Here is a 25408-nt window from a genome sequence, read left to right as displayed (position 1 = left end):
CCGACGGATCTGATAATCTGAAGTGTCATTCGTGGCAGGCCTGTGCCTGCCCTCGTGGCATCGCATTCCACATCCAACCGCTTCGAGGATTCATCCCGACGTGCGCGTCGGCCCTCTGAGCCCGATCATCCATTCACAAGGACTACCCACTACATGACTAGCGCAACGACCGCCCCGGCCACCAAGCAGGTCGCGATCAACGACATCGGCTCTGCTGAGGACTTCCTGGCCGCGGTCGAGAAGACCCTGAAGTTCTTCAACGACGGCGACATCATCGAGGGGACGATCGTCAAGATCGACCGCGATGAGGTTCTGCTCGACGTGGGCTACAAGACCGAGGGTGTCATCCCCTCGCGCGAGCTCTCCATCAAGCACGACGTCGACCCCAACGAGGTCGTCGCCGTCGGCGACCAGGTCGAGGCCCTCGTTCTCCAGAAGGAGGACAAGGAAGGCCGTCTGATCCTCTCCAAGAAGCGCGCCCAGTACGAGCGCGCCTGGGGCGACGTCGAGAAGATCAAGGAGAACGACGGGGTCGTCACCGGCACCGTCATCGAGGTCGTCAAGGGTGGCCTCATCGTCGACATCGGCCTGCGTGGCTTCCTGCCCGCGTCGCTCATCGAGCTGCGCCGTGTCCGCGACCTCACCCCCTACCTCGGTCAGGAGCTCGAGGCGAAGATCCTCGAGCTCGACAAGAACCGCAACAACGTGGTGCTCAGCCGCCGCGCCCTGCTCGAGCAGACCCAGTCGGAGTCGCGCACCACGTTCCTGAACAACCTGCACAAGGGTCAGGTCCGCAAGGGCGTCGTCTCGTCGATCGTCAACTTCGGTGCGTTCGTCGACCTGGGTGGCGTGGACGGTCTCGTGCACGTCTCCGAGCTGTCGTGGAAGCACATCGAGCACGCATCCGAGGTCGTCGAGGTCGGCCAGGAGGTCACCGTCGAGATCCTCGAGGTGGACCTGGACCGCGAGCGCGTCTCGCTGTCGCTGAAGGCGACCCAGGAGGACCCGTGGCAGGTCTTCGCCCGCACCCACGCGATCGGCCAGATCGCACCGGGCAAGGTCACCAAGCTCGTTCCGTTCGGTGCGTTCGTGCGCGTCGCAGACGGCATCGAGGGCCTCGTGCACATCTCCGAGCTCTCCAGCAAGCACGTCGAGCTGGCTGAGCAGGTCGTCTCCGTCGGCGAAGAGGTCTTCGTCAAGGTCATCGACATCGACCTCGAGCGTCGCCGCATCTCGCTGTCGCTGAAGCAGGCCAACGAGTCGGTCGACCCCAACGGCACCGAGTTCGACCCGGCTCTGTACGGCATGCTCGCCGAGTACGACGAGAACGGCGAGTACAAGTACCCGGAGGGCTTCGACGCCGAGACCGGCGCCTGGAAGGAAGGCTTCGACGCTCAGCGCGAGGCCTGGGAGCAGGAGTACGCCGCTGCGCAGACCCGCTGGGAGGCGCACAAGGCTCAGGTCGTCAAGGCCGCCGAGGCCGAGGCTGCTGCGGGCGACGACTTCGGCGCTCAGTCGTTCTCGACCGACTCGACCGGTGCCGGCACGCTGGCCGACGACGAGGCTCTCGCCGCTCTGCGCGAGAAGCTCTCGGGCGGCAACAGCTGATCACCGATCACGTCAGGAACGGGCCGTCACCTTCGGGTGGCGGCCCGTTCCGCGTATCCGGCAGGTGCGCACGCGGCGTGACAGGATGGGCGGATGCCACTCATCGCGCTCACCGGAGGCATCGCCTCGGGCAAGTCGACCATCGCCGCACGTCTCGCCGAGCACGGCGCCACGGTGATCGATGCCGACGCGATCGTCCGCGAGGTGCAGCGGCCGGGCAGCCCGGTGCTCGACGCCATCGCGGCAGCCTTCGGTGCGGACGTGATCGCCTCCGACGGATCGCTGGATCGCGCGGCACTGGGTGCGCGGGTGTTCGGTGACGACGGGGCGCTGCAGCGACTGAACGCGATCGTGCATCCCGCGGTGCGTGCCGAGTCTCAGCGGCGCTTCGACGCCGCCTTCGCCGCCGATCGCGCGGCGGTGGTCGTGTACGACGTGCCGCTGCTGGTCGAGGCGCGGGTCGACGACCCGTGGGACCTCATCGTCGTGGCGGATGCCCCGGCCGACGCGCGCGTGCAGCGCATGATGCAGCTGCGTGGCATGACGGAGGAGGATGCCAGGCGCCGCATCGGCGCGCAGGTCTCGGATGAGGAGCGTCGTGCGATCGCCGACGTGGTCATCGACACGTCGGGGACCATAGAGCGCACTCTGGAGCAGGTCGACGGGCTGTGGCGTTCGCTGACGGCGTCGACCTGATCCCGTGCTGAGCCCGGTCCCCGAGCCCGGTGTCGGAGGCTGCTCGTAGGCTGGTGGGATGCAACCCACGCGCAGCGTTCGCCCCTTCGAGGTCGTCAGCGAGTACATGCCGGCCGGCGACCAGCCGCAGGCCATCGCCGACCTCGCTGCACGCATCAACGCCGGTGAGACCGATGTCGTGCTGCTCGGTGCGACGGGCACCGGAAAGTCGGCGACGACCGCCTGGCTGATCGAGCAGGTGCAGCGGCCGACCCTGGTCATGGCGCACAACAAGACGCTGGCCGCGCAGCTGGCGAACGAGTTCCGCGAGCTCATGCCGAACAACGCGATCGAGTACTTCGTCTCGTACTACGACTACTACCAGCCCGAGGCCTACGTGCCGCAGACCGACACCTTCATCGAGAAGGACTCCTCGGTCAACGCCGAGGTCGAGCGGCTGCGTCACTCGACGACGAACTCGCTGCTCAGCCGACGTGACGTCGTGGTCGTCTCGACCGTGTCGTGCATCTACGGCCTCGGCGCCCCGGAGGAGTATCTGCGCGCCATGGTCGCGCTGCAGGTGGGGGAGCGCTACGACCGCGACGCGCTGATCCGCCAGTTCATCGCGATGCAGTACAACCGCAATGACGTCGACTTCTCGCGCGGCAACTTCCGGGTGCGCGGCGACACGATCGAGATCATCCCCGTATACGAAGAGCACGCGATCCGGATCGAGCTGTTCGGCGACGAGATCGAAGCGCTGTACTCGCTGCATCCCCTCACCGGCGAGGTCATCGCCAAGCTCGACTCCGTGCCCATCTTCCCCGCGTCGCACTACGTCGCGGGCACCGATGTCGTGCAGCGGGCGATCGGCACCATCGAGCACGAGCTCGAGCAGCGGCTGGCCGAGTTCGAGCGTCAGGGCAAGCTGCTCGAGGCGCAGCGGCTGCGCATGCGCACCACCTTCGACATCGAGATGCTGCAGCAGCTCGGCTTCTGCTCGGGCATCGAGAACTACTCGCGGCACATGGACGGGCGTGCCCCCGGCGATCCGCCGCACACCCTGCTTGACTTCTTCCCCGACGACTTCCTGCTCGTCATCGACGAGTCGCACGTCACGGTGCCGCAGATCGGCGCGATGTACGAGGGTGACGCGTCGCGCAAGCGCACGCTCGTCGAGCACGGCTTCCGGCTGCCCAGTGCGATGGACAACCGACCGCTGCGGTGGGACGAGTTCAAGAACCGCATCGGTCAGACGGTGTACCTCTCGGCGACCCCGGGCAAGTACGAGATGGGCATCGCCGACGGCGTGGTCGAGCAGATCATCCGTCCCACCGGCCTCGTGGACCCGCAGATCATCGTGAAGCCGTCGAAGGGTCAGATCGACGACCTCCTCGAGGAGATCCGTCTGCGCGTCGCCCGCGACGAGCGGGTGCTCGTGACGACGCTCACCAAGAAGATGGCCGAAGAGCTCACGGACTTCCTCGGCGAGCACGGCGTGCGCGTGCGATACCTGCATTCCGACGTCGACACGCTGCGCCGTGTCGAGCTGCTCAGCGAGCTGCGCGCCGGGGTCTACGACGTACTGGTCGGCATCAACCTGCTGCGTGAGGGACTCGACCTTCCCGAGGTGTCGCTGGTCGCCATCCTCGACGCCGACAAGGAGGGCTTCCTGCGCTCCGGAACGTCGCTCATCCAGACGATCGGCCGTGCGGCGCGAAACGTCTCGGGCGAGGTGCACATGTACGCCGATCGCATGACCGACTCGATGGCGAAGGCCATCGAGGAGACCGAGCGTCGTCGCGAGAAGCAGATCGCGTACAACAAGGAGAACGGGATCGATCCGCAGCCGCTGCGCAAGCGGATCGCGGATATCACCGAGGTGCTCGCCCGCGAGGCGGCCGACACCGCGGCGATGCGGTCGGCGCGCAACAAGAGCGGCAAGGGCAAGTCTCCGACGCCGATGCTTCGCACGGGCATCGCGGCGGAGGGCGCAACGCAGCTCGAGGAGACGATCGCAGATCTGTCCGACCAGATGCTGGCCGCCGCGAGCGAGCTCAAGTTCGAGCTCGCCGCCCGCCTGCGCGACGAGGTTCAGGACCTGAAGAAAGAGCTGCGGGCGATGGAGCGAGCCGGGCACGCCTGAGCACCGCACGGCACGGCACGGGGAGCGGCGTCAGGGGCAGTGCATCAGCGGCTTCGGGCCACTGCGGTCGATGCTGTGCTGGTTCATCGGCGCGCCGCACAGCGGGCATGCGCGCTCAGCCCGCTCCGCGGCGCTCGGCGGAAGCGTCGGCTCGTACGGACCGACCGAGGCGGGTCCTGCCAGGCGGATCAGATTCGTGTTGAACCAGGCGTAGAGTCCGCCCGCCTCGCGGATGCGGGTGCGCAGCGGAACATGATCGGAGTCCTTGGCCATACCATTAGTGTACTAAACATCTCTGTGCGTACAATCGGAGACATGACCACCGACGACGATCTGCTGCGGCTCGAGAACCAGCTCTGCTTCGCCATGGTCACCGCGGCGCGCAACGTCGTCGCCGTCTACCGGCCCATCCTCGAGCCGCTCGGGCTGACGCACCCGCAGTACCTCGTGATGCTCGCCCTGTGGGAGCGCTCGCCGCGCTCCCTCACCGACCTGTCCGCAGAGCTCGCCCTCGAACCGGCCAGCGCCTCGCCCCTGGTCAAGCGTCTCGAGAAGGACGGCCTCGTGGAACGGGCGCGCAGCACCGCAGACGAGCGGCGTCTGGACATCACCCTCACCGACGCCGGCCGCGCGCTGCGAACCAGAGCGGTCGACGTTCCCCGCGCCGTCATGGCCGCTGTCGGCACCGGCATAGACGAAGTCGCCTCGCTCCGGGAGGCGCTGACGCCGTTCGCGGGGCGCACGACGGCGGATCGCTGAGCGGCACTCCGCACGCCTCCGCACCGGCGGCGGCGAGCACCTAGGCTGACTGACATGACGGTCAGCGCGGAACGGGGTCGACGATCGGCGCCACCGCGGGCACCCGCTGGATCGCTGCTGCTGCAGGCGGGAGCGCTCGGACTGTTCCTCGTCGTCATCGCCGCGACGGCTCTGGCGGGACGCCCCGTGGTGACCGGAGGCATCTTCGACTTCGCTCGGCCGGAAGCGCCGAGCGCGCTGCAGACGCTGACACCTGCCCCGTCCCCGCCACCGGCCGAGCCATCGGAGCCGAATCCGGTCATCATCATCATCGGGATCGCGCTGCTCGTGTTCGTCGCAGCCGTGCTGATCATCGTGCTGATTCGTCTGGCCAGGGCGCTCATCGGCGCGCTCCGCCAGCGGCTGCGCGCGCTGCCGGATCCGGCGGAGACAGCAGTCGAGGCGGCGATCGAACCCGCCCAGGAGGAGACAGTGGACGCACCGACCGTGCTGCGCGGCATCGCCGCCGCCCTGTCGGTCGTGACCGAGCGACGGGATCCGGGCGACGCGATCATCGCGGCATGGCTCGGTCTCGAGGAGACGGCGTCCGATGCCGGCGCCGGCCGCGGCCCGGCCGAGACTCCCGCCGAGTTCACTCTGCGGATCCTCCTCGCCCGCCCCGGAATCGATGATCCGGCACGGAACCTGCTGAACCTGTACGAGCAGGTTCGATTCGGGGGACACCAGCCGACGGAGGCCATGCGCGACGACGCAGCCCGCACCCTCGCCGAGATCGAGCGTGGGTGGCGATGAGAGCAGCTCGACGGGCGGTGCTCCCCATGGTGATCGGCGGCCTCGCAGCCGGCGTGCTCCATGTGCTCGGAGTGCAGAGCGTCTTCGCGTGGGGATGGGCGATCGCCGCAGCGACGGTCACGCTGCTGATCGGCATCCGGATGCCGGACGATCCCCGCTTCGATGCGCCAGGGCGAGCGCCGGATCCGCGCTACGTCGGATCGGAGGTCTCCCGACTGGCCTGGGCGATCAACCCGCGGACCGACACGGTGAACGAGGCGGTCACTCGCCGAGTGCGGGCGACGCTCGCTCGTCGCCTCGGACGGCTGGGCGTCGACGCGGAAGACGATGCGCAGACCGCCGCCATCGACCGGCATCTCGGCCCCGGGCTGTGGCAGCGCCTGAACGGGCGGCGCACGACGGTGGGTGACATCCGCGCGGGGCTGGAGGCCGCCGAGCGGGTCGAGCAGCTCGCCATGCTGCGCCCGCAGCGGATCGCGCACTCCGCACTCGCGGATCAGCCGGCACTCGCGGATCCGTCACCATCACAGGGAAAGAGGACCCGATGAACTTCGACGACATCGCCGAGACCGGCCGACGCATCCGCGCTGCGGTCGGCACGGTCGTGGTGGGCATGGAAGGGCCGCTCGAGTTCGCTCTCGCCACGATCCTCGCGGGCGGGCACGTGCTCTTCGAAGACGTGCCCGGGCTCGGCAAGACCGTCGCGGCGCGCAGCCTGGCATCGGCTCTCGGGCTCTCGTTCCGGCGCCTGCAGTGCACGCCCGACTTGCTGCCGGGCGATGTCACGGGGTCATACGTCTATGCTCCCGACACGGGGGAGTTCGTGTTCCGCCGCGGGCCGATCTTCACGGGGCTGCTGCTCGCCGACGAGATCAACCGCACCACGCCGAAGACGCAATCCGCGATGCTCGAGGCGATGGCGGAGCGTCAGGTGACGGTGGAGGGCAACAGCTTCTCGCTGGGCACGCCCTTCCACGTGATCGCCACGGCCAACCCCATCGAGTACGAGGGAACCTACGCACTGCCGGAGGCCCAGCTGGACCGATTCATGGTGCGTCTCGCGGTCGGGTATCCCGATCCGGAGGGTGAGGCCGAGATCCTCCTCTCCCGTGTGCGTCGCCGCCAGGAGGCGGCCGACGTCCCGGCCGTGCTCGAGCCCGGCGGGCTCGCGGAGGTGCAGCAGGCCGTCGAGCGGATCCACGTCGACCCCGACATCGCGGCGTACTGCGTCGCGCTCGCCGCTGCGACGCGTCGCGCGCAGCACGTCGCAGTCGGCGCCTCGCCGCGCGGTTCGCAGGCGCTGCTTCTCATCGGTCGTGCTCTGGCCGCGCTCGACGGGCGGGACTTCGTGCGCCCCGACGACATCAAGCGGGTCGCGGTGCCCGTGCTCGCGCACCGGCTGACCCTGACGCCGCAGGCCTGGGCTCAGGGCGTGGATCCCGCAGACGTCGTGCGTTCGGTCGTCGCCGGCGTCGCCGTGCCGCCCAGCATCTCTGCGGCCAGGACCTGAGCGGATGACGGTCTCGGCCACTTCTTCATCACGGCTCAGCCCGGCGGTGCTGGTAGGCGCCGTGGGCGCAGTGACGGCGGCGGTAGCGGGTCTTCTGTTCGGCCGGGTCGACGTGATCGCCGTCGGTCTGCCGCTGGCGCTGTGGGTCGCGCACGCCTTCAGCGTCGACGCATCCGCCGTGGACGTGGAGATCGACAAGCGCACCTCTGGTGAGCCTGGCTGGGTGCACGATGACATCCGGGTCGGCCGCGCAGCGGAGATCGTCGAGGTGTCTGTCGTCCAGTCCGATCGGCGCCGGCGACGCGTGTTCGTCGCCGGAGGTGCGCGGCTCCGGGCATCCAGCCGTGCGCTGCATTCCGGTCCGCTGCGGTCGGTGGAGGCGGCGGCGCGTGCGCTCGCGGCCGACGGTGGCCGGCTCGGCCCGCCCTCGGCGAGCGTCGCGGTCGTGCATGCGGTGCCGGCCGTCGCTCCGCGGCTGACGCGGATGCCGGTCGCTCCCCGCCTCACCGGCCTGCACGGGTCTCACGAGGGAGTGAAGCCAGGTCAGGGCGGCGACTTCCGCGACATCCATCCGTTCGCGCCGGGCGACGAACTGCGCCGCGTCGACTGGAAGGCGACCGCGCGAGCCGCCCGCCGTCCCGGGGAGCTGCTGATCCGCCGGACGAACGCGCTCAGCGACGCGTCCGCCGTGATCGTGATGGACACGGCCGATGACTTCGGATCAGTGGTCTCGACCTGGGGCACGACGGACCTCCGGCGCAGCGGGGTCACCTCGCTCGACCACGCCCGGAGCGCCGCGAGAGCCATCGCGGAGGCGACCGTCGCGCAGGGCGATCGCATCGCGTTCCACACTCTCGCCATCGACGGACGGACCGTTCGCAGCGGTGGAGGCAGCAGACATCTGGCGCGGGTGCTCAGCGCGATCGCCTCGAGCGGTCGGGCAGGCGACGACTCGAGGTTCCGCCGCACTCCTCCCGTGCCGCACGGGTCGATCATCCACGTGCTCTCCGTGTTCTTCGACGGAGCGGCCGCTGAGATCGCGCTGCGCTGGCGTGCCGTCGGACACCGCGTCGTCGCCGTGGACGTGCTTCCCGAACTCGATCTGCATCGACTCAACCTGCAGCGCGAGCTCGCGCTGCAGGTGCTGCTCGCCGAGCGTCAGGACATGCTGCGCCGACTGGAGGAGTCGGGTGTGGAGGTCGTCCGGTGGGACGCCGAGCACAGCACGGGATGGGCAGCACTGTCCAGGGTGCGCATGCGCGCCGGCGGAGCGTCGCGATGAGAAGGGACGAGACGCTGAGAATCGGCGCCAGCGTGTCGGGCGCCGTGCTGCGCGTGCTGACCGCTCTCGTGGTGGCGGCGGCCGCGATGGCGATCGGGGCACCGCCGGTGTGGCTCGGCATCGCCGCCGCGCTGGCGTTGTTCGGGGCGCTGCTGCCGAGCCAGGGCGGCACCTGGCTGGCGGCGGGCGTCCTGCTCATCGTGCTGCTCCTGGACAGCCCGGACGGAGCGCGGGCCACGATCGTCGTCGCGGCAGTGCATGCGCTGCACGTCCTCGGGTCGCTGTCGCTGGTCGTGCCTGCGACGGCGCGTGTATCGCTCCGCGCGCTGCGGCCCACCGCGCTCCGCTTCGCGGCGATGCAGACGGCGGGGCAGATCACGCTGCACGCGGGCCTGCTCATCCCGTCGGCCGGCGCACTTCCTGTCGCCGTGATCGCGGGCGCGGTCGCCGCGCTGACACTGGCGCTCTGGATGCTGGGGATGCTCGTTCGGAGCCGCCTCACCGCCTTCGCCCCTGGCGCCGGGCGTTCGCCCTCGGCTGACGCGGAGCCCAGTGTCGGTGGCCGCTCCTACACTTGAACGGTGCCCATCGTTCCTGTCGCCTCCTCCGCAAAACTGAGTGTCCGCGGTGCCCGCGTTCACAACCTGAAGAACGTCGACATCGACATCCCCCGTGACTCGCTGGTGGTCTTCACCGGACTGTCGGGGTCGGGCAAGTCGAGCCTCGCGTTCGACACGATCTTCGCCGAGGGGCAGCGACGCTACGTCGAATCGCTCAGCGCTTACGCGCGACAGTTCCTCGGTCAGGTGGACCGCCCCGATGTCGACTTCATCGAGGGGCTGAGCCCTGCGGTCTCGATCGATCAGAAGTCGACCAACCGCAACCCGCGATCCACGGTGGGCACCATCACCGAGATCCACGACTACATGCGTCTGCTCTGGGCGCGCATCGGCATCCCGCACTGTCCTGAATGCGGCGAGCGGATCCAGCGTCAGACGGTGCAGCAGATCGCCGACCAGCTCGTCGAGCTGCCCGAGCGCACGCGCTACCAGATCGTCGCGCCGGTCGTCTCGCAGAAGAAGGGCGAGTTCGTCGACCTCTTCAAGGAGCTCGGCGCGAAGGGCTACTCCCGTGCGATCGTCGACGGCGAGCTGGTGCAGCTGGCCGAGCCGCCGACGCTGAAGAAGAGCTACAAGCACGACATCGCCGTCGTGGTCGACCGGCTCGTGGCGTCCGATGACATCCTCGGCCGGGTCACCGACTCCGTCGAGACGGCGCTGGGACTTGCCGGCGGCATCATGCAGGTCAACTTCGTGGACGAGGAGGGTGACGCCGCCTGGCAGTCCTTCTCCGAGAAGCTCGCCTGCCCGAACGGCCACCCGATCGCGCTCACCGAGATCGAGCCGCGCACGTTCTCGTTCAACGCGCCGTTCGGCGCGTGCCCGGCCTGCGCGGGCCTCGGAACGCGGATGTCGGTCGACGTCGACCTCATGCTGGGCGACGAGGACCTCTCGATCCGCGAGGGCGTCATCCTGCCGTGGACCACCCAGGGCAAGGGGCTGTTCCAGTACTACGAGCGCCTGCTCGAGGGCCTCGCGCGCGACCTCGACTTCTCCCTCGACACCCCCTGGAGCGAGCTGCACTCCGATGTTCGCGAGGCGGTGCTGCGGGGCGACAACTACAAGGTCAGCGTCAAGTGGAAGAACCGCTACGGGCGCGAGATGCGCTACACGTCGGGCTTTGAGGGCGTCGTGCCGTACATCGAGCGGCAGTACCTGCAGGCCGAGTCCGACACGCAGCGCAGCCGCTGGGGCGAGTACCTGCGGGAGGTGCCGTGCCCGGTGTGCGACGGCGCGCGACTCAAGCCCGAGGTCCTCGCGGTCAAGGTCCACGGTCACTCGATCGCCGAGGTGTCGAACCTCAGCCTGGCGGACGCCAGCACCTTCATGCACGAGCTCGCGCTCACCGAGCGGGAGGCGAAGATCGCCGCTCAGGTGCTGCGTGAGATCCGGCTGCGCCTGGAGTTCCTGCTGCAGGTCGGACTGTCGTATCTGAACCTCGGACGCTCGGCCGGCTCGCTCTCCGGAGGAGAAGCGCAGCGCATCCGGCTGGCGACCCAGATCGGCTCCGGCCTCACCGGTGTGCTCTACGTGCTGGACGAGCCGTCCATCGGCCTGCACCAGCGCGACAACCGCCGGCTCATCGAGACGCTGGTGCGGCTGCGCGACCTCGGCAACACCCTGATCGTGGTCGAGCACGACGAGGAGACCATCGAAGCCGCCGACTGGGTCGTCGACATCGGACCCGGCGCGGGCGTGGGCGGAGGCGAGGTCGTGCACTCCGGGCCCTATTCGGCGCTGCTGGCCGAGACGGGGTCGATGACCGGTGACTACCTCGCCGGTCGCCGTGAGATCGCCGTGCCCGCCAAGCGCCGCAGGATCGACAGGAAGCGGATGCTGAGCGTCGTCGGCGCGAAGGCCAACAACCTCAGGAACGTCACCGCCGACTTCCCGCTCGGGGTGCTCACCGCGGTCACCGGCGTGAGCGGCTCGGGCAAGTCGTCCCTGGTCAACGACATCCTCTACCAGGTGCTCGCCGGCCGCCTCAACGGCGCCAGGACCGTCCCGGGCAAGCACACCAGGGTGACCGGTCTCGACAACCTCGACAAGGTCGTGCACGTCGATCAGGCGCCGATCGGGCGCACGCCCCGCTCGAACCCCGCCACCTACACGGGTGTCTTCGACCGCATCCGCACCCTCTTCAGCGAGACGCCCGAGGCGAAGGTCCGCGGCTACCAGCCGGGCCGCTTCAGCTTCAACGTGAAGGGCGGTCGCTGCGACGCATGCTCGGGTGACGGCACGATCAAGATCGAGATGAACTTCCTGCCGGACGTGTACGTCGACTGCGAGGTCTGCCACGGCAAGCGGTACAACCGCGACACGCTGGCGGTGCACTACAAGGGCAAGAACATCGCCGAGGTGCTCGAGATGCCGATCGCCGAGGCGGCGGAGTTCTTCGAGCCGATCCAGGCGATCCACCGGTACATGAAGACGCTCGTCGATGTCGGCCTCGGCTACGTGCGGCTGGGCCAGGCTGCGACGACGCTCTCGGGTGGCGAGGCGCAGCGCGTCAAGCTCGCCACCGAGCTCCAGCGGCGCAGCAACGGACGCAGCATCTACGTGCTCGACGAGCCGACCACGGGTCTGCACTTCGAGGATGTGCGCAAGCTGCTCGAGGTGCTGAACGGATTGGTCGACAAGGGCAACACGGTCATCGTCATCGAGCACAACCTCGACGTCATCAAGTCGGCTGACTGGGTGATCGATCTCGGTCCCGAGGGCGGCTCGGGCGGCGGGCAGATCCTCGCCACCGGCACCCCCGAGCAGATCGCCGACGTGGCGGAGAGTCACACGGGCGCGTTCCTCGCCGAGGTCCTCGGGCAGGAGCGCGGCTCGCGCAAGGCCGGCTGATGGCGGACGTCCTCCCGTACAAGCCGCGCGCGGGGGAGATCCCGACAGACCCCGGGGTCTATCGCTTCCGCGACGCCGACGGCAGGGTGCTGTACGTCGGCAAGGCGAAGAACCTCCGCCAGCGCCTGTCGAACTACTTCGCCCCGCTGCGCACGCTGCACGAGCGCACTCGACGGATGGTCACGACCGCGGCATCCGTCGAGTGGACCGTCGTCGCGACCGATGTCGACTCGCTGCAGCTCGAGTACATGTGGATCAAGGAGTTCGATCCGCCTTTCAACGTGCGCTACCGCGACGACAAGTCCTATCCGTTCATGGCGATCACCCTCGGAGACGAGGCGCCGCGGGTCATGGTCACGCGCAATCGGCGCATCCCCGGTGCGCGCTACTTCGGGCCGTATCCCAAGGTCTGGGCCGTGCACGAGACCATCGACCTGATGGTGAAGGCCTTCCCGATCCGCACGTGCAGCGACTCCAGCTACCGACGGGCCATGCAGACGGGGCGGCCCTGCTTCCCCGGCCAGATCGGCAAGTGCGGCGGGCCGTGCTCGATGAAGGTCACGATCGAAGAGCATCGCGCGATGGTCGACGACTTCGTGGCCTTCATGGCGGGCGGTGACGCGCGCTTCACGCGCGATCTGACCAAGCGCATGCAGGCCGCATCCGCGGCGATGGACTACGAGGCCGCGGCGCGGTTCCGCGACAAGCTCACCGCGATCGACGCCGTGCTCGGCAAGAGCGCCCTCGTGCTTCCGTCCGACGAGGACGCGGATCTGTTCGGCGTTGCCGAGGACGAGCTGTCGGCGGCGGTGCATCATTTCGTGATCCGCGGCGGCCGCGTGCGCGGTGTGCGCTCACTCGCCGTCGACAAGGAGCTCGACATCAGCCGCGGGGAGCTCGTCGATCAGATCCTGCAGCGCGTCTACGGCGACTCGTCCGACATCCCGCGTCGCGTGCTCGTGCCGACCCTGCCCGACGATGCCGCCGAACTCGAGGAGTGGCTCCGTGAGCGCCGCGGGCGGCGGGTCGAGATCGCCGTCGCCCAGCGCGGACAACGTGCCGACCTCATGCGCACGGCCACGCTCAACGCCCAGCAGACGCTGCTGCGCCACAAGACGCGGCGAACCAGCGACTACGTGGCGCGCACGCAGGCGCTCACCGACCTGCAGGAGGCTCTCGGCATGGACGAGGCCCCGCTGCGCATCGAGTGCTTCGACATCTCGCACCTCGGCGGCACGAACGTGGTCGCCTCGATGGTGGTCTTCGAAGACGGACTGCCCCGCAAAGACCAGTACCGCTCGTTCAACATCGCCGAGACGACCGACGACACTGACTCGATGTACCAGGTGCTCATGCGCCGCCTCGCCCGGGTGGATTCCGGTCCCGAGCCCGATGGGGAAGACGAGGGCGAGGGCAGGAGGCGTCCGCGCTTCGCGTACCGGCCGCAGCTGCTGGTCGTGGACGGCGGGCAGCCACAGGTGCAGGCCGCCGCAAGGGCGCTGCGCGACAGCGGACGCACCGAGATCGCACTGTGCGGCATCGCCAAGCGCCTCGAGGAGATCTGGGTGCCCGACGACGACTTCCCGGTCATCCTGCCGCGCACCAGCGAGGCGCTGTACCTCGTGCAGCGCCTGCGCGACGAGGCGCACCGCTTCGCGATCACCCACCAGCGCAAGCGTCGCCGTCGCGACATCCAGACCGTGCTCCGGGAGATCCCGGGCCTCGGCGATGCCCGCATCAAGGCGCTGCTGACGCATTTCGGCTCCGTCGCAGCGCTGCGAGCGTCGAGTCCCGAGCAGATCAGTGAGGTGGCCGGCATCGGACCGGTGCTCGCGTCCACGATCCACGCGCACCTCGCGGGCGGACAGGCCCCCGCGACTCGCTAGGCTGGTCTCAGCGAAGGGAGCAACATGGCGACCGCACAAGAGGGCGAGTTCCTTATCGTCACGGGGATGTCGGGAGCAGGTCGCACCACCGCGGCGAACGCTCTCGAGGATCTCGGCTGGTACGTGGTCGACAACCTTCCCCCGCAGATCCTGCGTCCGCTGCTCGAGCTCACCGACATGGGGGCCGGGAACCTTCCGAAGATCGCCGCCGTCGTCGACGTCCGCGGCCGCGGACTGTTCGACGAGCTGCCGGACGTGTACCGCGTGCTGCGCTCCCGCGGCGGTGTCAAGGTGCTCTACCTCGACGCGTCCGATGACGTGCTCGTGCGCCGCTTCGAAGCCGTGCGCCGCCCGCATCCGCTACAGGGCGACGGCACCCTGCTCGACGGCATCCGCACCGAGCGCTCGCGCCTCGCCACGATCCGCGAATCGGCGGACCTGCTCATCGACACCTCCACACTGAACATCCACCAGCTCGCCACGCAGGTCTCGGAGATGTTCTCGGAGGAGGGCGCAGCCCGCCATCGCCTCACCATCCTGAGCTTCGGGTTCAAGTACGGGCTGCCCACGGACGTCGACCTTGTGGCCGACATGCGGTTCCTGCCGAATCCGTTCTGGAACGAAGAGCTGCGCGACTTCACGGGACGCGATGAGTCCGTGCGCGACTATGTGCTCGGGCTGGAGGGTTCCGAGCAGTTCCTCGACGCCTACGCCGCGGCGCTGCGCCCGGTGCTCGAGGGCTACCAGCGCGAGAACAAGAGCCACTCGACGGTGGCCATCGGGTGCACCGGCGGAAAGCACCGCTCCGTGGCCATGAGCGAGGAGCTGGCTCGGCGCCTGGCCGATGTGCCCGGCGTCGCCATCAACGTGCGCCACCGCGACCTCGGCCGGGAGTGAGATCGGGGGGTACCCGCCCCCCTGATGACAGCCGATCGGGTCGGTGCGCAGGCGCCGAGCCTTGTAGGCTAGTCCCTTGCGTCGCGATCCGGCGCCTGGATCGTGAGGAGTCCCGTGGCACTAACCACCGACGTCAAGGCCGAGCTCGTCAGCGTGCGCAACGCGCCCCCGACGGTGCGCGTCGCTGAGGTGACGACCATCCTGCGTTTCGCGGGCGGTCTGCACTCCATCGCCGGTCGGGTCGCGGTCGAGGCCGAGGTGGATGCCGAGCTGCTGGCCCGTCGTGTCAGCCGCGACCTCGCGGAGATCTATGGCGTGCGTCCGGAGATCGCGCAGGTCAAGGCCAGCGTCGCGAGCACGAGCGGTGCCGCCAGCGGTGCCCGCTGGGCGGTGCGTGTCATCGCGGCGGGGGAGACCCTGGCCCGCCAGACGGGTCTGCTCGACGCACGTCGCCGCCCCGTGCGCGGACTGCCCAACCGTCTGACCACCGGCTCACCGGAGGAGCTCGCCGGCATCTGGCGCGGCGCGTTCCTGGCATCCGGATCCCTCAGCGAACCCGGTCGGTCGGCCATGCTCGAGATCTCCTGCCCGTCGGGCGAAGCGGCGATGGCGCTCGTCGGCGCCGCGCATCGCCTGGGTGTCGCAGCGAAGGCCCGCGAAGTGCGCGGCCTGCCGCGCGTGGTCGTTCGCGAGGGCGAGGCGATCCGCGCCATCCTCACCGCCATGGGCGCCCGCCGCACGGCCATCGCCTGGGAGGAGATGCGTCAGCGCCGCGAGGTGCGCGCCGGCGTCAACCGCCTCGTCAACTTCGACGACGCCAACCTGCGCCGGTCGGCGCAGGCCGCCGTGGCCGCATGCGCTCGCGTCGAGCGCGCGCTGGAGATCCTGGGCGACGACGTGCCCGAGCACCTGCGCACCGCGGGCAGCCTCAGGCTCGCGCACCGCGATGCGAGCCTCGACGAGCTCGGACACCACGCAGACCCGCCCCTCACCAAGGACGCCGTCGCCGGCCGCATCCGACGACTCCTCGCCATGGCCGACAAGCGCGCTCAGCAGGACGGCATCCCCGGCACCGAGGCCGCAGTGCCCGCCGGTCTGGACGGCTGAGAGCCGAGCCGAGCCGAGTCGTCGGCGTCGTCATTCGGAACATCCCGCCGCCTGCTGCGTTGTCGTCAGTAGGATGAAAAACGTCTGCTCTGCGAGGCACTTCGGCATCGCAGAGGATCGGCAAGCGCCGTGGCGCGGCGCGGATTGGATGAAATCGACATGGCGACCTACACGCTCCCCGACCTTCCCTACGACTTCGCGGCACTGGAACCGCACATCAGCGGCAAGATCATGGAACTGCACCATGACAAGCACCACGCCGCATACGTCGCCGGTGCCAACGCGGCGCTGGACGGACTCGCTGAGGCCCGCGAGAGCGGCAACCTCGCCAACGTGAACAAGCTCGAGAAGGACCTCGCGTTCAACCTCGGCGGCCACGTCAACCACTCCATCTTCTGGACCAACCTCTCGCCTGAGGGCGGCGGACAGCCCGAGGGTGAGCTCAAGGCCGCTATCGACGAGTTCTTCGGCTCGTTCGAGAAGTTCCAGGCCCACTTCGCCGCCGCTGCGGCCGGCATCCAGGGGTCGGGCTGGGCGGTGCTCAGCTGGGACTCGATCGGCGCTCGCCTGATCATCCAGCAGCTGTTCGACCAGCAGGGCAACACCGCGCAGGGCACCATTCCGCTGTTCCAGCTCGACATGTGGGAGCACGCCTTCTACCTCGACTACCTCAACGTGAAGGCCGACTACATCAAGGCCGCGTGGAACATCGCGAACTGGGAGAACGTGGCGTCACGCTTCGAGATCGCGCGTGAGAAGACCTCGGGTCTGCTGGTACTGTCGTAAAAGACCGGCGTCCTGATGGGCGTCTGGCTCATCAGGACGCCGTTGTCCGCTCCTTCCGTAAGAATTACGCATTTCCCCGAGTAAGAACCAGGAGACTTTCGTGTCTGTCAAGATCGGTATCAACGGCTTCGGTCGTATCGGACGTAACTTCCTTCGTGCGGCGCTCGCACAGAACGCTGACATCGAGATCGTCGCGGTCAACGACCTCACTGACAACGCCGCGCTGGCGCACCTCCTCAAGTACGACTCGGTCGGCGGTCCCCTCGGCGTCGACGTCACGCACCAGGGTGACGTCATCACCGTCGGCGGCAAGGACATCAAGGTGTTCGAGGAGCGCGACCCGGCAGCACTGCCGTGGGGCGAGCTCGGCGTCGACATCGTCATCGAGTCCACCGGTCGCTTCACCAAGGCGGCCGACGCGTCGAAGCACATCGCCGGCGGCGCCAAGAAGGTCGTCATCTCGGCACCGGGCACCGACGTCGACGGCACCTTCGTCATGGGCGTGAACGAGGACACCTACGACTCCGCCACGATGAACGTCATCTCTAACGCCTCGTGCACCACCAACTGCCTGGCGCCGCTCGCCAAGGTCTTCAACGACAAGTTCGGCATCGAGCGCGGCTTCATGATGACCGCACACGCCTACACCGCGGACCAGAATCTGCAGGACGGCCCGCACAGCGACCTGCGTCGTGCCCGCGCGGCCGCCATCAACATCGTGCCGGCGTCGACCGGTGCCGCCAAGGCCATCGGCCTCGTGCTCCCCGAGCTCAACGGCAAGCTCAGCGGCTCGTCGTACCGCGTCCCGGTTCCCACCGGCTCGATCGTCGACCTCACGATCATCGCCGAGCGCGACGGCCTGACGGTCGACGAGATCAACGCCGCGTACCGCGAGGCCGCAGCCGAGGGTCGCCTGCAGGGCATCCTGGAGTACACCGAGGACCCGATCGTCTCGAGCGACATCCAGCTGAACCCGCACTCGTCGATCTTCGACTCCGAGCTGACGAACGTCAGCGGCAACCTCGTCAAGGTCTCGAGCTGGTACGACAACGAGTGGGGCTACTCCAACCGCCTCGTCGACCTCACCGAGTACGTCGCCGAGCGTCTCTGAACCATGGCGCTGCGCACTCTCGAGTCACTGGGGTCCCTGTCGGGCAAGCGGGTCATCGTCCGCTGCGATCTGAACGTCCCGCTGAAGGACGGCGTCATCACCGATGACGGTCGCGTCAGGGCATCGCTGCCCACTCTCAAGGCCCTCACCGATGCCGGCGCGCGCGTGGTCGTGTGCTCGCACCTGGGGCGTCCTGACGGCGCTCCGGACCCCCAGTACAGCCTCGAGCCGGTCGCGCAGCGGCTGTCGGAGCTGCTTCACGCGCCCGTCGCCTTCGCGACGGACACCGTGGGCGACTCCGCACGGGAGATCGTCGCAGGTCTCGAGGACGGCGGGATCGCCGTCCTCGAGAACCTGCGCTTCAACCCCGGTGAGACCTCGAAGGACGACGCGACCCGCGCGGCGTTCGCCGGTCAGCTCGCCGAGCTCGGCGACGCCCTCGTCTCCGACGGCTTCGGCGTCGTGCACCGCAAGCAGGCCAGCGTCTACGACCTGGCCGAGCTGCTCCCCTCGGCCGCCGGACTGCTGATCGCCGCCGAGCTCGAGGTGCTCGACCGGCTCACCGAGAACCCCGAGCGCCCGTACACGGTGGTGCTCGGCGGATCGAAGGTGAGCGACAAGCTCGGCGTGATCTCGCACCTGCTGCCACGCGTCGACCGTCTGCTCGTCGGCGGCGGGATGCTCTTCACCTTCCTGGCGGCTGAGGGTCACGCTGTGGCGTCCAGCCTGCTCGAGAAGGATCAGCTCGACACCGTCCGCGGCTACATCGCCGAGGCGAAGGAACGCGGCGTCGAACTGGTGCTGCCGACCGACGTCGTGGTCGCCTCCGGGTTCGCCGCCGACGCCGATCACGAGACCGTCCCGGCGGATGCCATCGAGCAGAGCTCGTTCGGAGCATCCGGAATCGGCCTCGACATCGGGCCCGACACCGCAGCGGCCTTCGCGGACGCCGTGCGATCGTCGGCCACCGTGTTCTGGAACGGCCCGATGGGCGTGTTCGAGTTCCCGGCCTTCTCTGCCGGAACCAGAGCGGTCGCCCAGGCGCTGACCGAGGTCGAAGGTCTCGGCGTCGTCGGCGGTGGCGACTCCGCCGCAGCCGTGCGACAGCTCGGATTCTCGGATGACCAGTTCGGCCACATCTCGACGGGCGGAGGCGCCAGCCTCGAGTTCCTCGAGGGCAAGAAGCTACCGGGCCTCACGGTCCTCGGATGGGAGTGAACCCTGTGACCAGCGCGCAGAACCGCCGCACACCGCTCATCGCGGGCAACTGGAAGATGAACCTCGATCACCTTCAGGCCGTCGCCACGGTGCAGAAGCTGCACTGGACGCTGAAGGACGCCGGGCATGAGGGCGACTCCGTCGAGGTGGCGGTCTTCCCCCCGTTCACCGACATCCGCAGCGTGCAGACGCTCATCGACGCCGACAAGATCCCCTTCGCGCTCGGCGCGCAGGACCTGTCGGCGCATGACTCCGGCGCGTACACCGGTGAGGTGTCCGGTGCGTTCCTGTCGAAGCTGAACGTGGGCTACGTGATCATCGGGCACTCCGAGCGACGCGAGTACCACCGCGAAGACGACGCGGTCGTGAACGCCAAGGTGAAGGCCGCGCTGAAGCACGGCCTCGTCCCCGTCATCTGCGTCGGAGAGACCGCCGAGGACCTCGAGAAGTTCGGCGCCAGCTCCGTGCCCGCCGGTCAGCTCGAGAAGGCTCTCGAGGGCATTCCGGCATCCGCGGACATCGTCGTGGCCTACGAGCCCGTCTGGGCCATCGGCTCGGGGCAGGCGGCCACTCCGGCTCAGGCGCAGGATGTCTGCGCGGCGCTGCGCGGGGTGCTGGCCAGGGTGCTCGACGAGGACGCGGCCGCTCGCACGCGCGTGCTGTATGGCGGATCCGTCAAGTCAGGGAACATCGCCAGCTTCATGCGCGAGCCGGATGTCGACGGCGCGCTGGTGGGCGGCGCGAGCCTCGTCGTCGACGAGTTCGCAGCGATCGTCCGCTTCCAGAAGCACGTCGGCGTGTGAGTCGGGACGGGGCGCGCGAGCGCCTCGTCCTATAATTGACCGCTAGACGGGCATTCCGGCCCCGGCGAAAGGCTTTCCTCGTGCAGGTTCTCGAGTTCGTTCTGCAGGTGCTCACTGGCATCACCAGTGTGCTGCTGACGCTCCTCATTCTTCTTCACAAGGGCCGCGGTGGCGGCCTCTCCGACATGTTCGGCGGCGGCATGTCCGCAGCAGTGGGCTCTTCCGGCCTCGCCGAGCGCAACCTCAACCGATTCACGATCGTGCTCGCCCTGATCTGGTTCATCTCGATCGTCGCGCTCGGTCTCATCACGAAGTTCCAGGTGATCTGATGGCAACCGGAGGAAATGCGATCCGCGGCACACGTGTCGGCTCGGGTCCGATGGGCGAGCAGGACCACGGCTACCACGCCGACCGCATCCCCGTGTCGTACTGGGACGGCCTCGGCAACGAGACCGTCCGCTACTTCGCGGCGGGGCTCCCCGACGAGGAGATCCCGGACACCATCGATCACCCGCAGAGCGGCCTGCCTGCAGGGCGCGACCGGGAGAACCCGCCGGCCCTGGCCAAGCCCGAGCCCTACAAGACGCACCTCGCGTACGTGAAGGAGCGCCGCACCGACGAAGAGGCCGAGCAGCTTCTCGAGGACGCGCTCACGCAGCTGCGCGAGCGTCGCGGCGGCAACTGAGATTCGACCTGAAGAACCCCCGGAGTCATCGACTCCGGGGGTTCTTCGTGTTGGTGGTCAGAGGAGGCCCCGCCGACATGAGAAAAGCTCCCACCGATCGGTGGGAGCTTTTCAGGAGAGGGGATGACGGGAATCGAACCCGCGTCATTAGTTTGGAAGACTAAGGCTTTACCATTAAGCTACATCCCCGGAATTCCGGCGGTGTCTCGCCCTCTCAGGCGCCTCGCCGAGCGGAGCGCCTCGTAAAGCATAGCGGACGGAGCGAGGTGTTCCGTCCGTTAGACTCGTCAGGGCCGTTCCCGTGTGCGCGGGTTCAAGCCGGGGCGTAGCTCAGCTTGGTAGAGCGCCCGCTTTGGGAGCGGGAGGTCGCAGGTTCAAATCCTGTCGCCCCGACCACGGTCGAAGACTTCACGACCGCGTCGTCAACGCGGAAACCACAAGGAGACACATCAGCATGGCCAACAGCACCGTCGAGAAGCTGTCCCCGACCCGGGTCAAGCTCACCATCACGGTCACCCCTGAGGACCTCAAGCCGAGCATCGCGCACGCCTATGAGCACATCGCTCAGGACGTCCAGATCCCGGGCTTCCGAAAGGGCAAGGTCCCCGCTCCGATCATCGACCAGCGCGTCGGCCGCGGCGCCGTCATCGAGCACGCCGTGAACGAGGCTCTCGACGGATTCTTCCGCGAGGCCGCCGCCGAGCACAACGTGCGCATCGTCGGACGTCCGGCCGCCGACATCACGCAGTGGCCGAACGAGAAGGACTTCTCGGGTGACCTGCTCGTCGACATCGAGGTCGACGTGCGCCCCGAGATCGAGCTCCCCGAGCTCTCGGAGATCACCCTCACGGTCGACGCCGTCGAGGCTGACGAGGCCGCGATCGACGCCGAGCTCGACAGCCTGCGCGCGCGCTTCGGCACCCTGATCCCCGTCGACCGTCCGGCTGCCACCGGCGACTTCGTCGAGCTCGACCTCGTCGCCACCATCGACGGCACCGAGATCGACCGCGCCGAGGGCGTGTCGTACGAGATCGGCTCGGGCGAGCTGCTCGAGGGCATCGACGAGGCGCTCGACTCGCTCACCGCCGGCGAGGAGACGACGTTCCGCTCGGCTCTCGTGGGCGGCGACCACGCCGGCGAGGAGGCGGAGGTGTCCGTCACTCTCAAGGCCGTCAAGGAGCGCGAGCTTCCCGAGGCTGACGACGACTTCGCGCAGATGGCGTCGGAGTTCGACACCGTCGCCGAGCTGCGTGACAGCCTCGCCGAGCGCGTCGCACAGCAGGGTGTCTTCACCCAGGGTGCCGCCGCTCGCGACCAGCTCATCGAGAAGCTGCTCGAGCAGGTCGAGATCCCCGTTCCGGCTCAGCTCATCGAGGACGAGGTGCACGCGCACCTCGAGAACGAGAACCGCCTCGAGGACGACGAACACCGTGCAGAGGTGGCCGAGGCCAGCGAGAAGCAGTTCCGCACGCAGGTCCTGCTCGACACGATCGCCGAGAACGCGAACGTTCAGGTCTCGCAGGAGGAGCTCAGCCAGTACCTCATCCAGTCGGCCGCTCAGTACGGCATGGCGCCGCAGGAGTTCGTCGAGGCGCTGCAGGGAGCGGGCCAGTTGCCCGCCCTCGTCGGCGAGGTCGCACGCAACAAGGCTCTCGCCGCGACCCTTGGCAAGGTGAACATCGTCGACAGCGACGGCAAGAAGGTCGACCTGTCGGAGTTCATCGGCGACGCCGAGGACGAGGACGCGGCTGAGGCTGAGGCTGAGGCTGAGGCTGAGGCTGAGGAAACTCCCGCCGCCGAGGACAAGCCCGCGAAGGCTCCGGCGAAGAAGAAGGCTCCGGCCAAGAAGGACGCCCCCGAGGCCGAGGGTGACGCTGACAAGCCCGCCAAGAAGGCTCCGGCGAAGAAGGCTCCGGCCAAGAAGAAGGACGACGCCGACAAGGCCGAGTGATCATCGCATGATCGACGAAGGGCGGATGCTGCGGCATCCGCCCTTCGGCGTATGAGGAGAGACGACATGGACAGCCTTCTGGTGGAATGGCAGCACCGCATCGACGCGGTATGGCAGGACCAGGCCCTGAGCGACACTGAGCGCATCACGCGCATCGACGACCTCGCCGCGGAGCTCGGCGCAGAGCATCCGGTCGCGCTCTTCGAACGCGCCGGGGCACGTGACAGCGCAGGGGAGGAGCGCGAGGCCGAGCCGCTCTATCGAGCCGCGCTCGACGCCGGCCTCGATCCCGACCGGCGCACCCGGGCGATCATCCAGCTCGCCAGCACCATCCGCAATCTCGGACGCGTCGATGAATCGCTCGCCCTCCTCGCCGAGGAGTACGAGCGCACCCGCGGGCAGGCGATGGCCGACGAGGCGGCGGCGTTCTACGCGCTGGCACTGGTCTCATCCGGTGACGCGACGCGCGCGGCATCCATCGCCCTGACCGCCCTCGCGCCGCACCTGAACCGCTACACGCGTTCGGTGACCGGGTACGCCGCCGAGATGCTCGACCCGCCACGTGCCTGAGGGCCGCTCCGCCACGCTGATATGCCGACGGCGAACACGGCCGGGCGTGCGCGCCACCGCCGGTAGATTCGAACCACCGACACACGGAAACAGGAGCTGACATGGCTGAACCCCTGATGGCGACGAGCGTCTTCGACAGGCTGCTCAAGGACCGCATCATCTGGCTGGGCTCTGAGGTGCGCGACGAGAACGCGAACGAGATCTGCGCGAAGATCCTCCTTCTCGCCGCCGAGGACTCGGAGAAGGACATCTACCTCTACATCAACTCTCCCGGTGGTTCGATCACCGCCGGCATGGCGATCTACGACACCATGCAGTTCGTGCCCAACGACATCGTGACGGTCGGCATCGGCATGGCCGCATCGATGGGTCAGCTGCTGCTGACCAGCGGCACCAAGGGCAAGCGCTACATCACCCCGAACGCACGCGTGCTGCTGCACCAGCCGCACGGCGGCTTCGGCGGCACCGCGAGCGACATCCAGACCCAGGCTCAGCTGATCCTGTCGATGAAGCGCCGCCTGGCCGAGATCACCGCAGGTCAGACCGGCAAGTCCGTCGAGCAGATCAACGCCGACGGTGACCGCGACCGCTGGTTCACCGCAGACGAGGCTCTCGAGTACGGCTTCGTCGACCACATCCGCGAGCACGCCAGCGACGTCACCGGCGGCGGCGGCACCGGCGCAGACCAGTAAGCAAGGAAGGAACACACGCATGCACACCCCCACCTTCCGCGCTGCCGGAAACCTGCCCTCCAGCCGCTACGTGCTCCCGCAGTTCGAGGAGCGCACGGCCTACGGCTTCAAGCGCCAGGATCCCTACAACAAGCTGTTCGAAGACCGCGTGATCTTCCTCGGCGTGCAGGTCGACGACGCGTCGGCCGACGACGTCATGGCGCAGCTGCTCGTGCTCGAGAGCCAGGATGCCGAGCGCGACATCACCATGTACATCAACTCGCCCGGTGGCTCGTTCACGGCGATGACGGCGATCTACGACACCATGCAGTACGTCGCGCCGCACATCCAGACGGTCGTGCTCGGCCAGGCCGCCTCGGCAGCCTCCGTGCTTCTCGCCGCCGGAACTCCGGGCAAGCGTCTCGCGCTGCCGAACGCCCGCGTGCTCATGCACCAGCCGGCGATGGGCGAAGCCGGGCAGGGGCAGGCCTCCGACATCGAGATCCAGGCGCGGGAGATCCTGCGGATGCGCACCTGGCTCGAGGAGACCATGGCCCGCCACACCGGCAAGCCTGTCGAGCAGGTCAACCGCGACATCGACCGCGACAACATCCTGTCCGCGAACGAAGCACTCGAGTACGGCATCGTCGACCAGGTGCTCACCTCCCGCAAGCGCGGCTGACACACCCGTTGACGAGAACGGCCCGGACATCGTTCCGGGCCGTTCTCGCGTGTTCGGGCGCTCTTCGCCGCGAGTACGCTGGAGTTCCCACCATCCACGACCTGGAGGCCTTCGTGTCCGCATCCCTCGCCCGGCACATCGATCACACGCTGCTCAAGCCCGAGGCCACCAGCGCAGACATCGCCGCAGCGATCGCGGAGGCCGCCGACCTCGGAACCTACAGTGTGTGCCTGTCGCCGTCGGCTCTGCCCGTCGACCTGCCGGGCGAGCTGAAGCTCGCCGTCGTGGTGGGCTTCCCCAGCGGAAAGCACCACTCGTCGATCAAGGCGGCCGAGGCGGCTCTCGCCGTGGAGCAGGGCGCTGACGAGCTCGACATGGTCATCGACATCGGTGCGGCTGTCGAAGGACGCCACCCCGACGTAGAGGCCGACATACGCGCTGTGCGCGAGGCCGCTCCGCGACCCGTCGTGCTGAAGGTGATCATCGAGTCTGCTGCATTGACCGACGAGGCCATCGTCGCCGTGTGCCGCGCCGCTGAGAGCGCAGGGGCCGATTTCGTGAAGACGTCCACGGGCTTCCACCCCGCCGGCGGCGCCAGCGTGCACGCCGTGTCGCTCATGAAGCAGACGGTCGGCGACCGGCTCGAGGTCAAGGCGTCCGGGGGCATCCGCACCGCCGCCGATGCGGAGGCGATGATCGAGGCGGGCGCGACCCGGCTCGGACTGTCGTCATCGCGCGCGATCCTCGATGGCGCGAAGGCAGCGGAAGGCTACTGAGTCACACGTGACCGGCTCCAATG

General features: G+C 68.5%; 24 protein-coding genes, 2 tRNA genes and 1 pseudogene. 25 read left to right on the top strand and 2 right to left on the bottom strand.

Features of this window, described 5'->3' with window-relative positions; genetic code table 11:
- Nucleotides 1-153: 153 nt before the first annotated feature.
- From rpsA to uvrB, 3 genes are all read left to right on the top strand, one after another.
- Nucleotides 154-1608, top strand: a complete 1455-nt coding sequence (rpsA, locus tag ACIPV2_RS07215) for a 30S ribosomal protein S1 (RefSeq protein WP_101186853.1) — start codon at nt 154-156, stop codon at nt 1606-1608.
- 93 nt (nt 1609-1701) lie between these two features.
- Nucleotides 1702-2304, top strand: a complete 603-nt coding sequence (gene coaE / locus ACIPV2_RS07210) for a dephospho-CoA kinase (RefSeq protein WP_400839717.1) — start codon at nt 1702-1704, stop codon at nt 2302-2304.
- Nucleotides 2305-2362: 58 nt separating this feature from the next.
- Entirely contained in the window at nt 2363-4429 is a 2067-nt protein-coding gene (gene uvrB / locus ACIPV2_RS07205) for an excinuclease ABC subunit UvrB (RefSeq protein WP_400839715.1), read from the top strand.
- A gap of 30 nt (nt 4430-4459) precedes the next feature.
- Here the strand turns inward: uvrB and ACIPV2_RS07200 are convergent, their stop codons facing one another.
- Nucleotides 4460-4702, bottom strand: a complete 243-nt coding sequence (locus ACIPV2_RS07200) for a hypothetical protein (RefSeq protein ID WP_400839713.1) — start codon at nt 4700-4702, stop codon at nt 4460-4462.
- Between the two features lie 42 nt (nt 4703-4744).
- Here ACIPV2_RS07200 and ACIPV2_RS07195 point away from each other — a divergent pair, with 42 nt between their 5' ends.
- The 16 genes from ACIPV2_RS07195 (at nt 4745) to ACIPV2_RS07120 (ending at nt 20735) form a co-directional block, all read left to right on the top strand.
- Nucleotides 4745-5188 carry a MarR family winged helix-turn-helix transcriptional regulator gene (locus tag ACIPV2_RS07195; protein ID WP_400839711.1) on the top strand — a complete coding sequence of 148 codons (444 nt, stop codon included), beginning with the start codon at nt 4745-4747 and terminating at the stop codon, nt 5186-5188.
- 54 nt (nt 5189-5242) lie between these two features.
- Nucleotides 5243-5980, top strand: coding sequence for a DUF4129 domain-containing protein (locus tag ACIPV2_RS07190; RefSeq protein WP_400839709.1), 738 nt, complete (start codon nt 5243-5245; stop codon nt 5978-5980).
- Nucleotides 5977-6528, top strand: coding sequence for a hypothetical protein (locus ACIPV2_RS07185; protein WP_400839707.1), 552 nt, complete (start codon nt 5977-5979; stop codon nt 6526-6528). The genes ACIPV2_RS07190 and ACIPV2_RS07185 overlap by 4 nt, the downstream gene beginning before the upstream one ends.
- A complete protein-coding gene (locus ACIPV2_RS07180; protein WP_400839705.1) occupies nt 6525-7490 on the top strand; it encodes an AAA family ATPase in 966 nt (321 codons plus the stop codon). The genes ACIPV2_RS07185 and ACIPV2_RS07180 overlap by 4 nt, the downstream gene beginning before the upstream one ends.
- Before the next feature lie 61 nt (nt 7491-7551).
- On the top strand, nt 7552-8772 hold the full coding sequence (locus ACIPV2_RS07175; protein ID WP_400839703.1) for a DUF58 domain-containing protein: 1221 nt from the start codon (nt 7552-7554) through the stop codon (nt 8770-8772).
- Nucleotides 8769-9350: a hypothetical protein gene (locus ACIPV2_RS07170; RefSeq protein WP_400839701.1), complete on the top strand. Its 582-nt coding sequence runs from the start codon at nt 8769-8771 to the stop codon at nt 9348-9350. The genes ACIPV2_RS07175 and ACIPV2_RS07170 overlap by 4 nt, the downstream gene beginning before the upstream one ends.
- 3 nt (nt 9351-9353) lie before the next feature.
- Nucleotides 9354-12242, top strand: coding sequence for an excinuclease ABC subunit UvrA (gene uvrA, locus ACIPV2_RS07165; RefSeq protein ID WP_101186843.1), 2889 nt, complete (start codon nt 9354-9356; stop codon nt 12240-12242).
- Nucleotides 12242-14128 carry an excinuclease ABC subunit UvrC gene (gene uvrC, locus ACIPV2_RS07160; protein WP_400839699.1) on the top strand — a complete coding sequence of 629 codons (1887 nt, stop codon included), beginning with the start codon at nt 12242-12244 and terminating at the stop codon, nt 14126-14128. The genes uvrA and uvrC overlap by 1 nt, the downstream gene beginning before the upstream one ends.
- Before the next feature lie 24 nt (nt 14129-14152).
- Nucleotides 14153-15025: an RNase adapter RapZ gene (gene rapZ, locus ACIPV2_RS07155; RefSeq protein WP_400839697.1), complete on the top strand. Its 873-nt coding sequence runs from the start codon at nt 14153-14155 to the stop codon at nt 15023-15025.
- A 114-nt stretch (nt 15026-15139) separates the two neighbouring features.
- On the top strand, nt 15140-16132 hold the full coding sequence (gene whiA / locus ACIPV2_RS07150; protein ID WP_101186840.1) for a DNA-binding protein WhiA: 993 nt from the start codon (nt 15140-15142) through the stop codon (nt 16130-16132).
- 159 nt (nt 16133-16291) lie between these two features.
- Nucleotides 16292-16918 carry a superoxide dismutase gene (locus ACIPV2_RS07145; protein ID WP_400839694.1) on the top strand — a complete coding sequence of 209 codons (627 nt, stop codon included), beginning with the start codon at nt 16292-16294 and terminating at the stop codon, nt 16916-16918.
- A gap of 100 nt (nt 16919-17018) precedes the next feature.
- Nucleotides 17019-18029 (top strand): type I glyceraldehyde-3-phosphate dehydrogenase, encoded by a 1011-nt coding sequence (gene gap / locus ACIPV2_RS07140; protein ID WP_400839692.1) that lies wholly within the window; start codon nt 17019-17021, stop codon nt 18027-18029.
- 3 nt (nt 18030-18032) lie between these two features.
- Complete coding sequence (locus ACIPV2_RS07135; RefSeq protein WP_400839690.1) at nt 18033-19247, top strand: phosphoglycerate kinase; 1215 nt, start codon at nt 18033-18035, stop codon at nt 19245-19247.
- A complete protein-coding gene (gene tpiA, locus ACIPV2_RS07130) occupies nt 19238-20050 on the top strand; it encodes a triose-phosphate isomerase (RefSeq protein WP_400839688.1) in 813 nt (270 codons plus the stop codon). The genes ACIPV2_RS07135 and tpiA overlap by 10 nt, the downstream gene beginning before the upstream one ends.
- An 80-nt stretch (nt 20051-20130) precedes the next feature.
- A complete protein-coding gene (gene secG, locus ACIPV2_RS07125; RefSeq protein ID WP_101186835.1) occupies nt 20131-20379 on the top strand; it encodes a preprotein translocase subunit SecG in 249 nt (82 codons plus the stop codon).
- A complete protein-coding gene (locus tag ACIPV2_RS07120; RefSeq protein WP_101186834.1) occupies nt 20379-20735 on the top strand; it encodes an RNA polymerase-binding protein RbpA in 357 nt (118 codons plus the stop codon). Before secG ends, ACIPV2_RS07120 begins: the two co-directional genes overlap by 1 nt.
- A 118-nt stretch (nt 20736-20853) precedes the next feature.
- Here the strand turns inward: ACIPV2_RS07120 and ACIPV2_RS07115 are convergent.
- Nucleotides 20854-20924: transfer RNA gene (locus ACIPV2_RS07115), tRNA-Gly, on the bottom strand.
- Between the two features lie 130 nt (nt 20925-21054).
- Here ACIPV2_RS07115 and ACIPV2_RS07110 point away from each other — a divergent pair.
- The 6 genes and pseudogenes from ACIPV2_RS07110 (at nt 21055) to deoC (ending at nt 25385) form a co-directional block, all read left to right on the top strand.
- Nucleotides 21055-21131, top strand: a tRNA-Pro gene (locus tag ACIPV2_RS07110).
- Between the two features lie 58 nt (nt 21132-21189).
- Nucleotides 21190-22686, top strand: a complete 1497-nt coding sequence (gene tig, locus ACIPV2_RS07105) for a trigger factor (RefSeq protein WP_400839685.1) — start codon at nt 21190-21192, stop codon at nt 22684-22686.
- Nucleotides 22687-22752: 66 nt separating this feature from the next.
- Nucleotides 22753-23256: a tetratricopeptide repeat protein gene (locus ACIPV2_RS07100; RefSeq protein ID WP_400839683.1), complete on the top strand. Its 504-nt coding sequence runs from the start codon at nt 22753-22755 to the stop codon at nt 23254-23256.
- An 89-nt stretch (nt 23257-23345) separates the two neighbouring features.
- A pseudogene (locus ACIPV2_RS07095) lies at nt 23346-23948 on the top strand (ATP-dependent Clp protease proteolytic subunit); the annotation flags it as partial.
- Between the two features lie 19 nt (nt 23949-23967).
- A complete protein-coding gene (locus ACIPV2_RS07090) occupies nt 23968-24609 on the top strand; it encodes an ATP-dependent Clp protease proteolytic subunit (RefSeq protein ID WP_400839681.1) in 642 nt (213 codons plus the stop codon).
- A 113-nt stretch (nt 24610-24722) separates the two neighbouring features.
- Entirely contained in the window at nt 24723-25385 is a 663-nt protein-coding gene (deoC, locus tag ACIPV2_RS07085) for a deoxyribose-phosphate aldolase (RefSeq protein ID WP_400839679.1), read from the top strand.
- Nucleotides 25386-25408 lie beyond the last annotated feature (23 nt).

This window comes from Microbacterium sp. NPDC089987 (assembly GCF_044748505.1).
Lineage (GTDB): Bacteria > Actinomycetota > Actinomycetes > Actinomycetales > Microbacteriaceae > Microbacterium.
The sequence above is the reverse complement of the archived record's forward strand: the minus strand, read 5'-3'. Positions and strand labels throughout refer to the sequence as shown.

Bases quoted from the DNA above. Each gene is read 5' to 3' on its own strand.
- rpsA (WP_101186853.1), top strand. From the start codon at position 154: ATGACTAGCGCAACGACCGCCCCGGCCACCAAGCAGGTCGCGATCAAC.
- coaE (WP_400839717.1), top strand. From the start codon at position 1,702: ATGCCACTCATCGCGCTCACCGGAGGCATCGCCTCGGGCAAGTCGACC.
- uvrB (WP_400839715.1), top strand. From the start codon at position 2,363: ATGCAACCCACGCGCAGCGTTCGCCCCTTCGAGGTCGTCAGCGAGTAC.
- ACIPV2_RS07200 (WP_400839713.1), bottom strand. From the start codon at position 4,702: ATGGCCAAGGACTCCGATCATGTTCCGCTGCGCACCCGCATCCGCGAG.
- ACIPV2_RS07195 (WP_400839711.1), top strand. From the start codon at position 4,745: ATGACCACCGACGACGATCTGCTGCGGCTCGAGAACCAGCTCTGCTTC.
- ACIPV2_RS07190 (WP_400839709.1), top strand. From the start codon at position 5,243: ATGACGGTCAGCGCGGAACGGGGTCGACGATCGGCGCCACCGCGGGCA.
- ACIPV2_RS07185 (WP_400839707.1), top strand. From the start codon at position 5,977: ATGAGAGCAGCTCGACGGGCGGTGCTCCCCATGGTGATCGGCGGCCTC.
- ACIPV2_RS07180 (WP_400839705.1), top strand. From the start codon at position 6,525: ATGAACTTCGACGACATCGCCGAGACCGGCCGACGCATCCGCGCTGCG.
- ACIPV2_RS07170 (WP_400839701.1), top strand. From the start codon at position 8,769: ATGAGAAGGGACGAGACGCTGAGAATCGGCGCCAGCGTGTCGGGCGCC.
- uvrC (WP_400839699.1), top strand. From the start codon at position 12,242: ATGGCGGACGTCCTCCCGTACAAGCCGCGCGCGGGGGAGATCCCGACA.
- rapZ (WP_400839697.1), top strand. From the start codon at position 14,153: ATGGCGACCGCACAAGAGGGCGAGTTCCTTATCGTCACGGGGATGTCG.
- ACIPV2_RS07145 (WP_400839694.1), top strand. From the start codon at position 16,292: ATGGCGACCTACACGCTCCCCGACCTTCCCTACGACTTCGCGGCACTG.
- ACIPV2_RS07135 (WP_400839690.1), top strand. From the start codon at position 18,033: ATGGCGCTGCGCACTCTCGAGTCACTGGGGTCCCTGTCGGGCAAGCGG.
- tpiA (WP_400839688.1), top strand. From the start codon at position 19,238: ATGGGAGTGAACCCTGTGACCAGCGCGCAGAACCGCCGCACACCGCTC.
- ACIPV2_RS07120 (WP_101186834.1), top strand. From the start codon at position 20,379: ATGGCAACCGGAGGAAATGCGATCCGCGGCACACGTGTCGGCTCGGGT.
- tig (WP_400839685.1), top strand. From the start codon at position 21,190: ATGGCCAACAGCACCGTCGAGAAGCTGTCCCCGACCCGGGTCAAGCTC.
- ACIPV2_RS07100 (WP_400839683.1), top strand. From the start codon at position 22,753: ATGGACAGCCTTCTGGTGGAATGGCAGCACCGCATCGACGCGGTATGG.
- ACIPV2_RS07090 (WP_400839681.1), top strand. From the start codon at position 23,968: ATGCACACCCCCACCTTCCGCGCTGCCGGAAACCTGCCCTCCAGCCGC.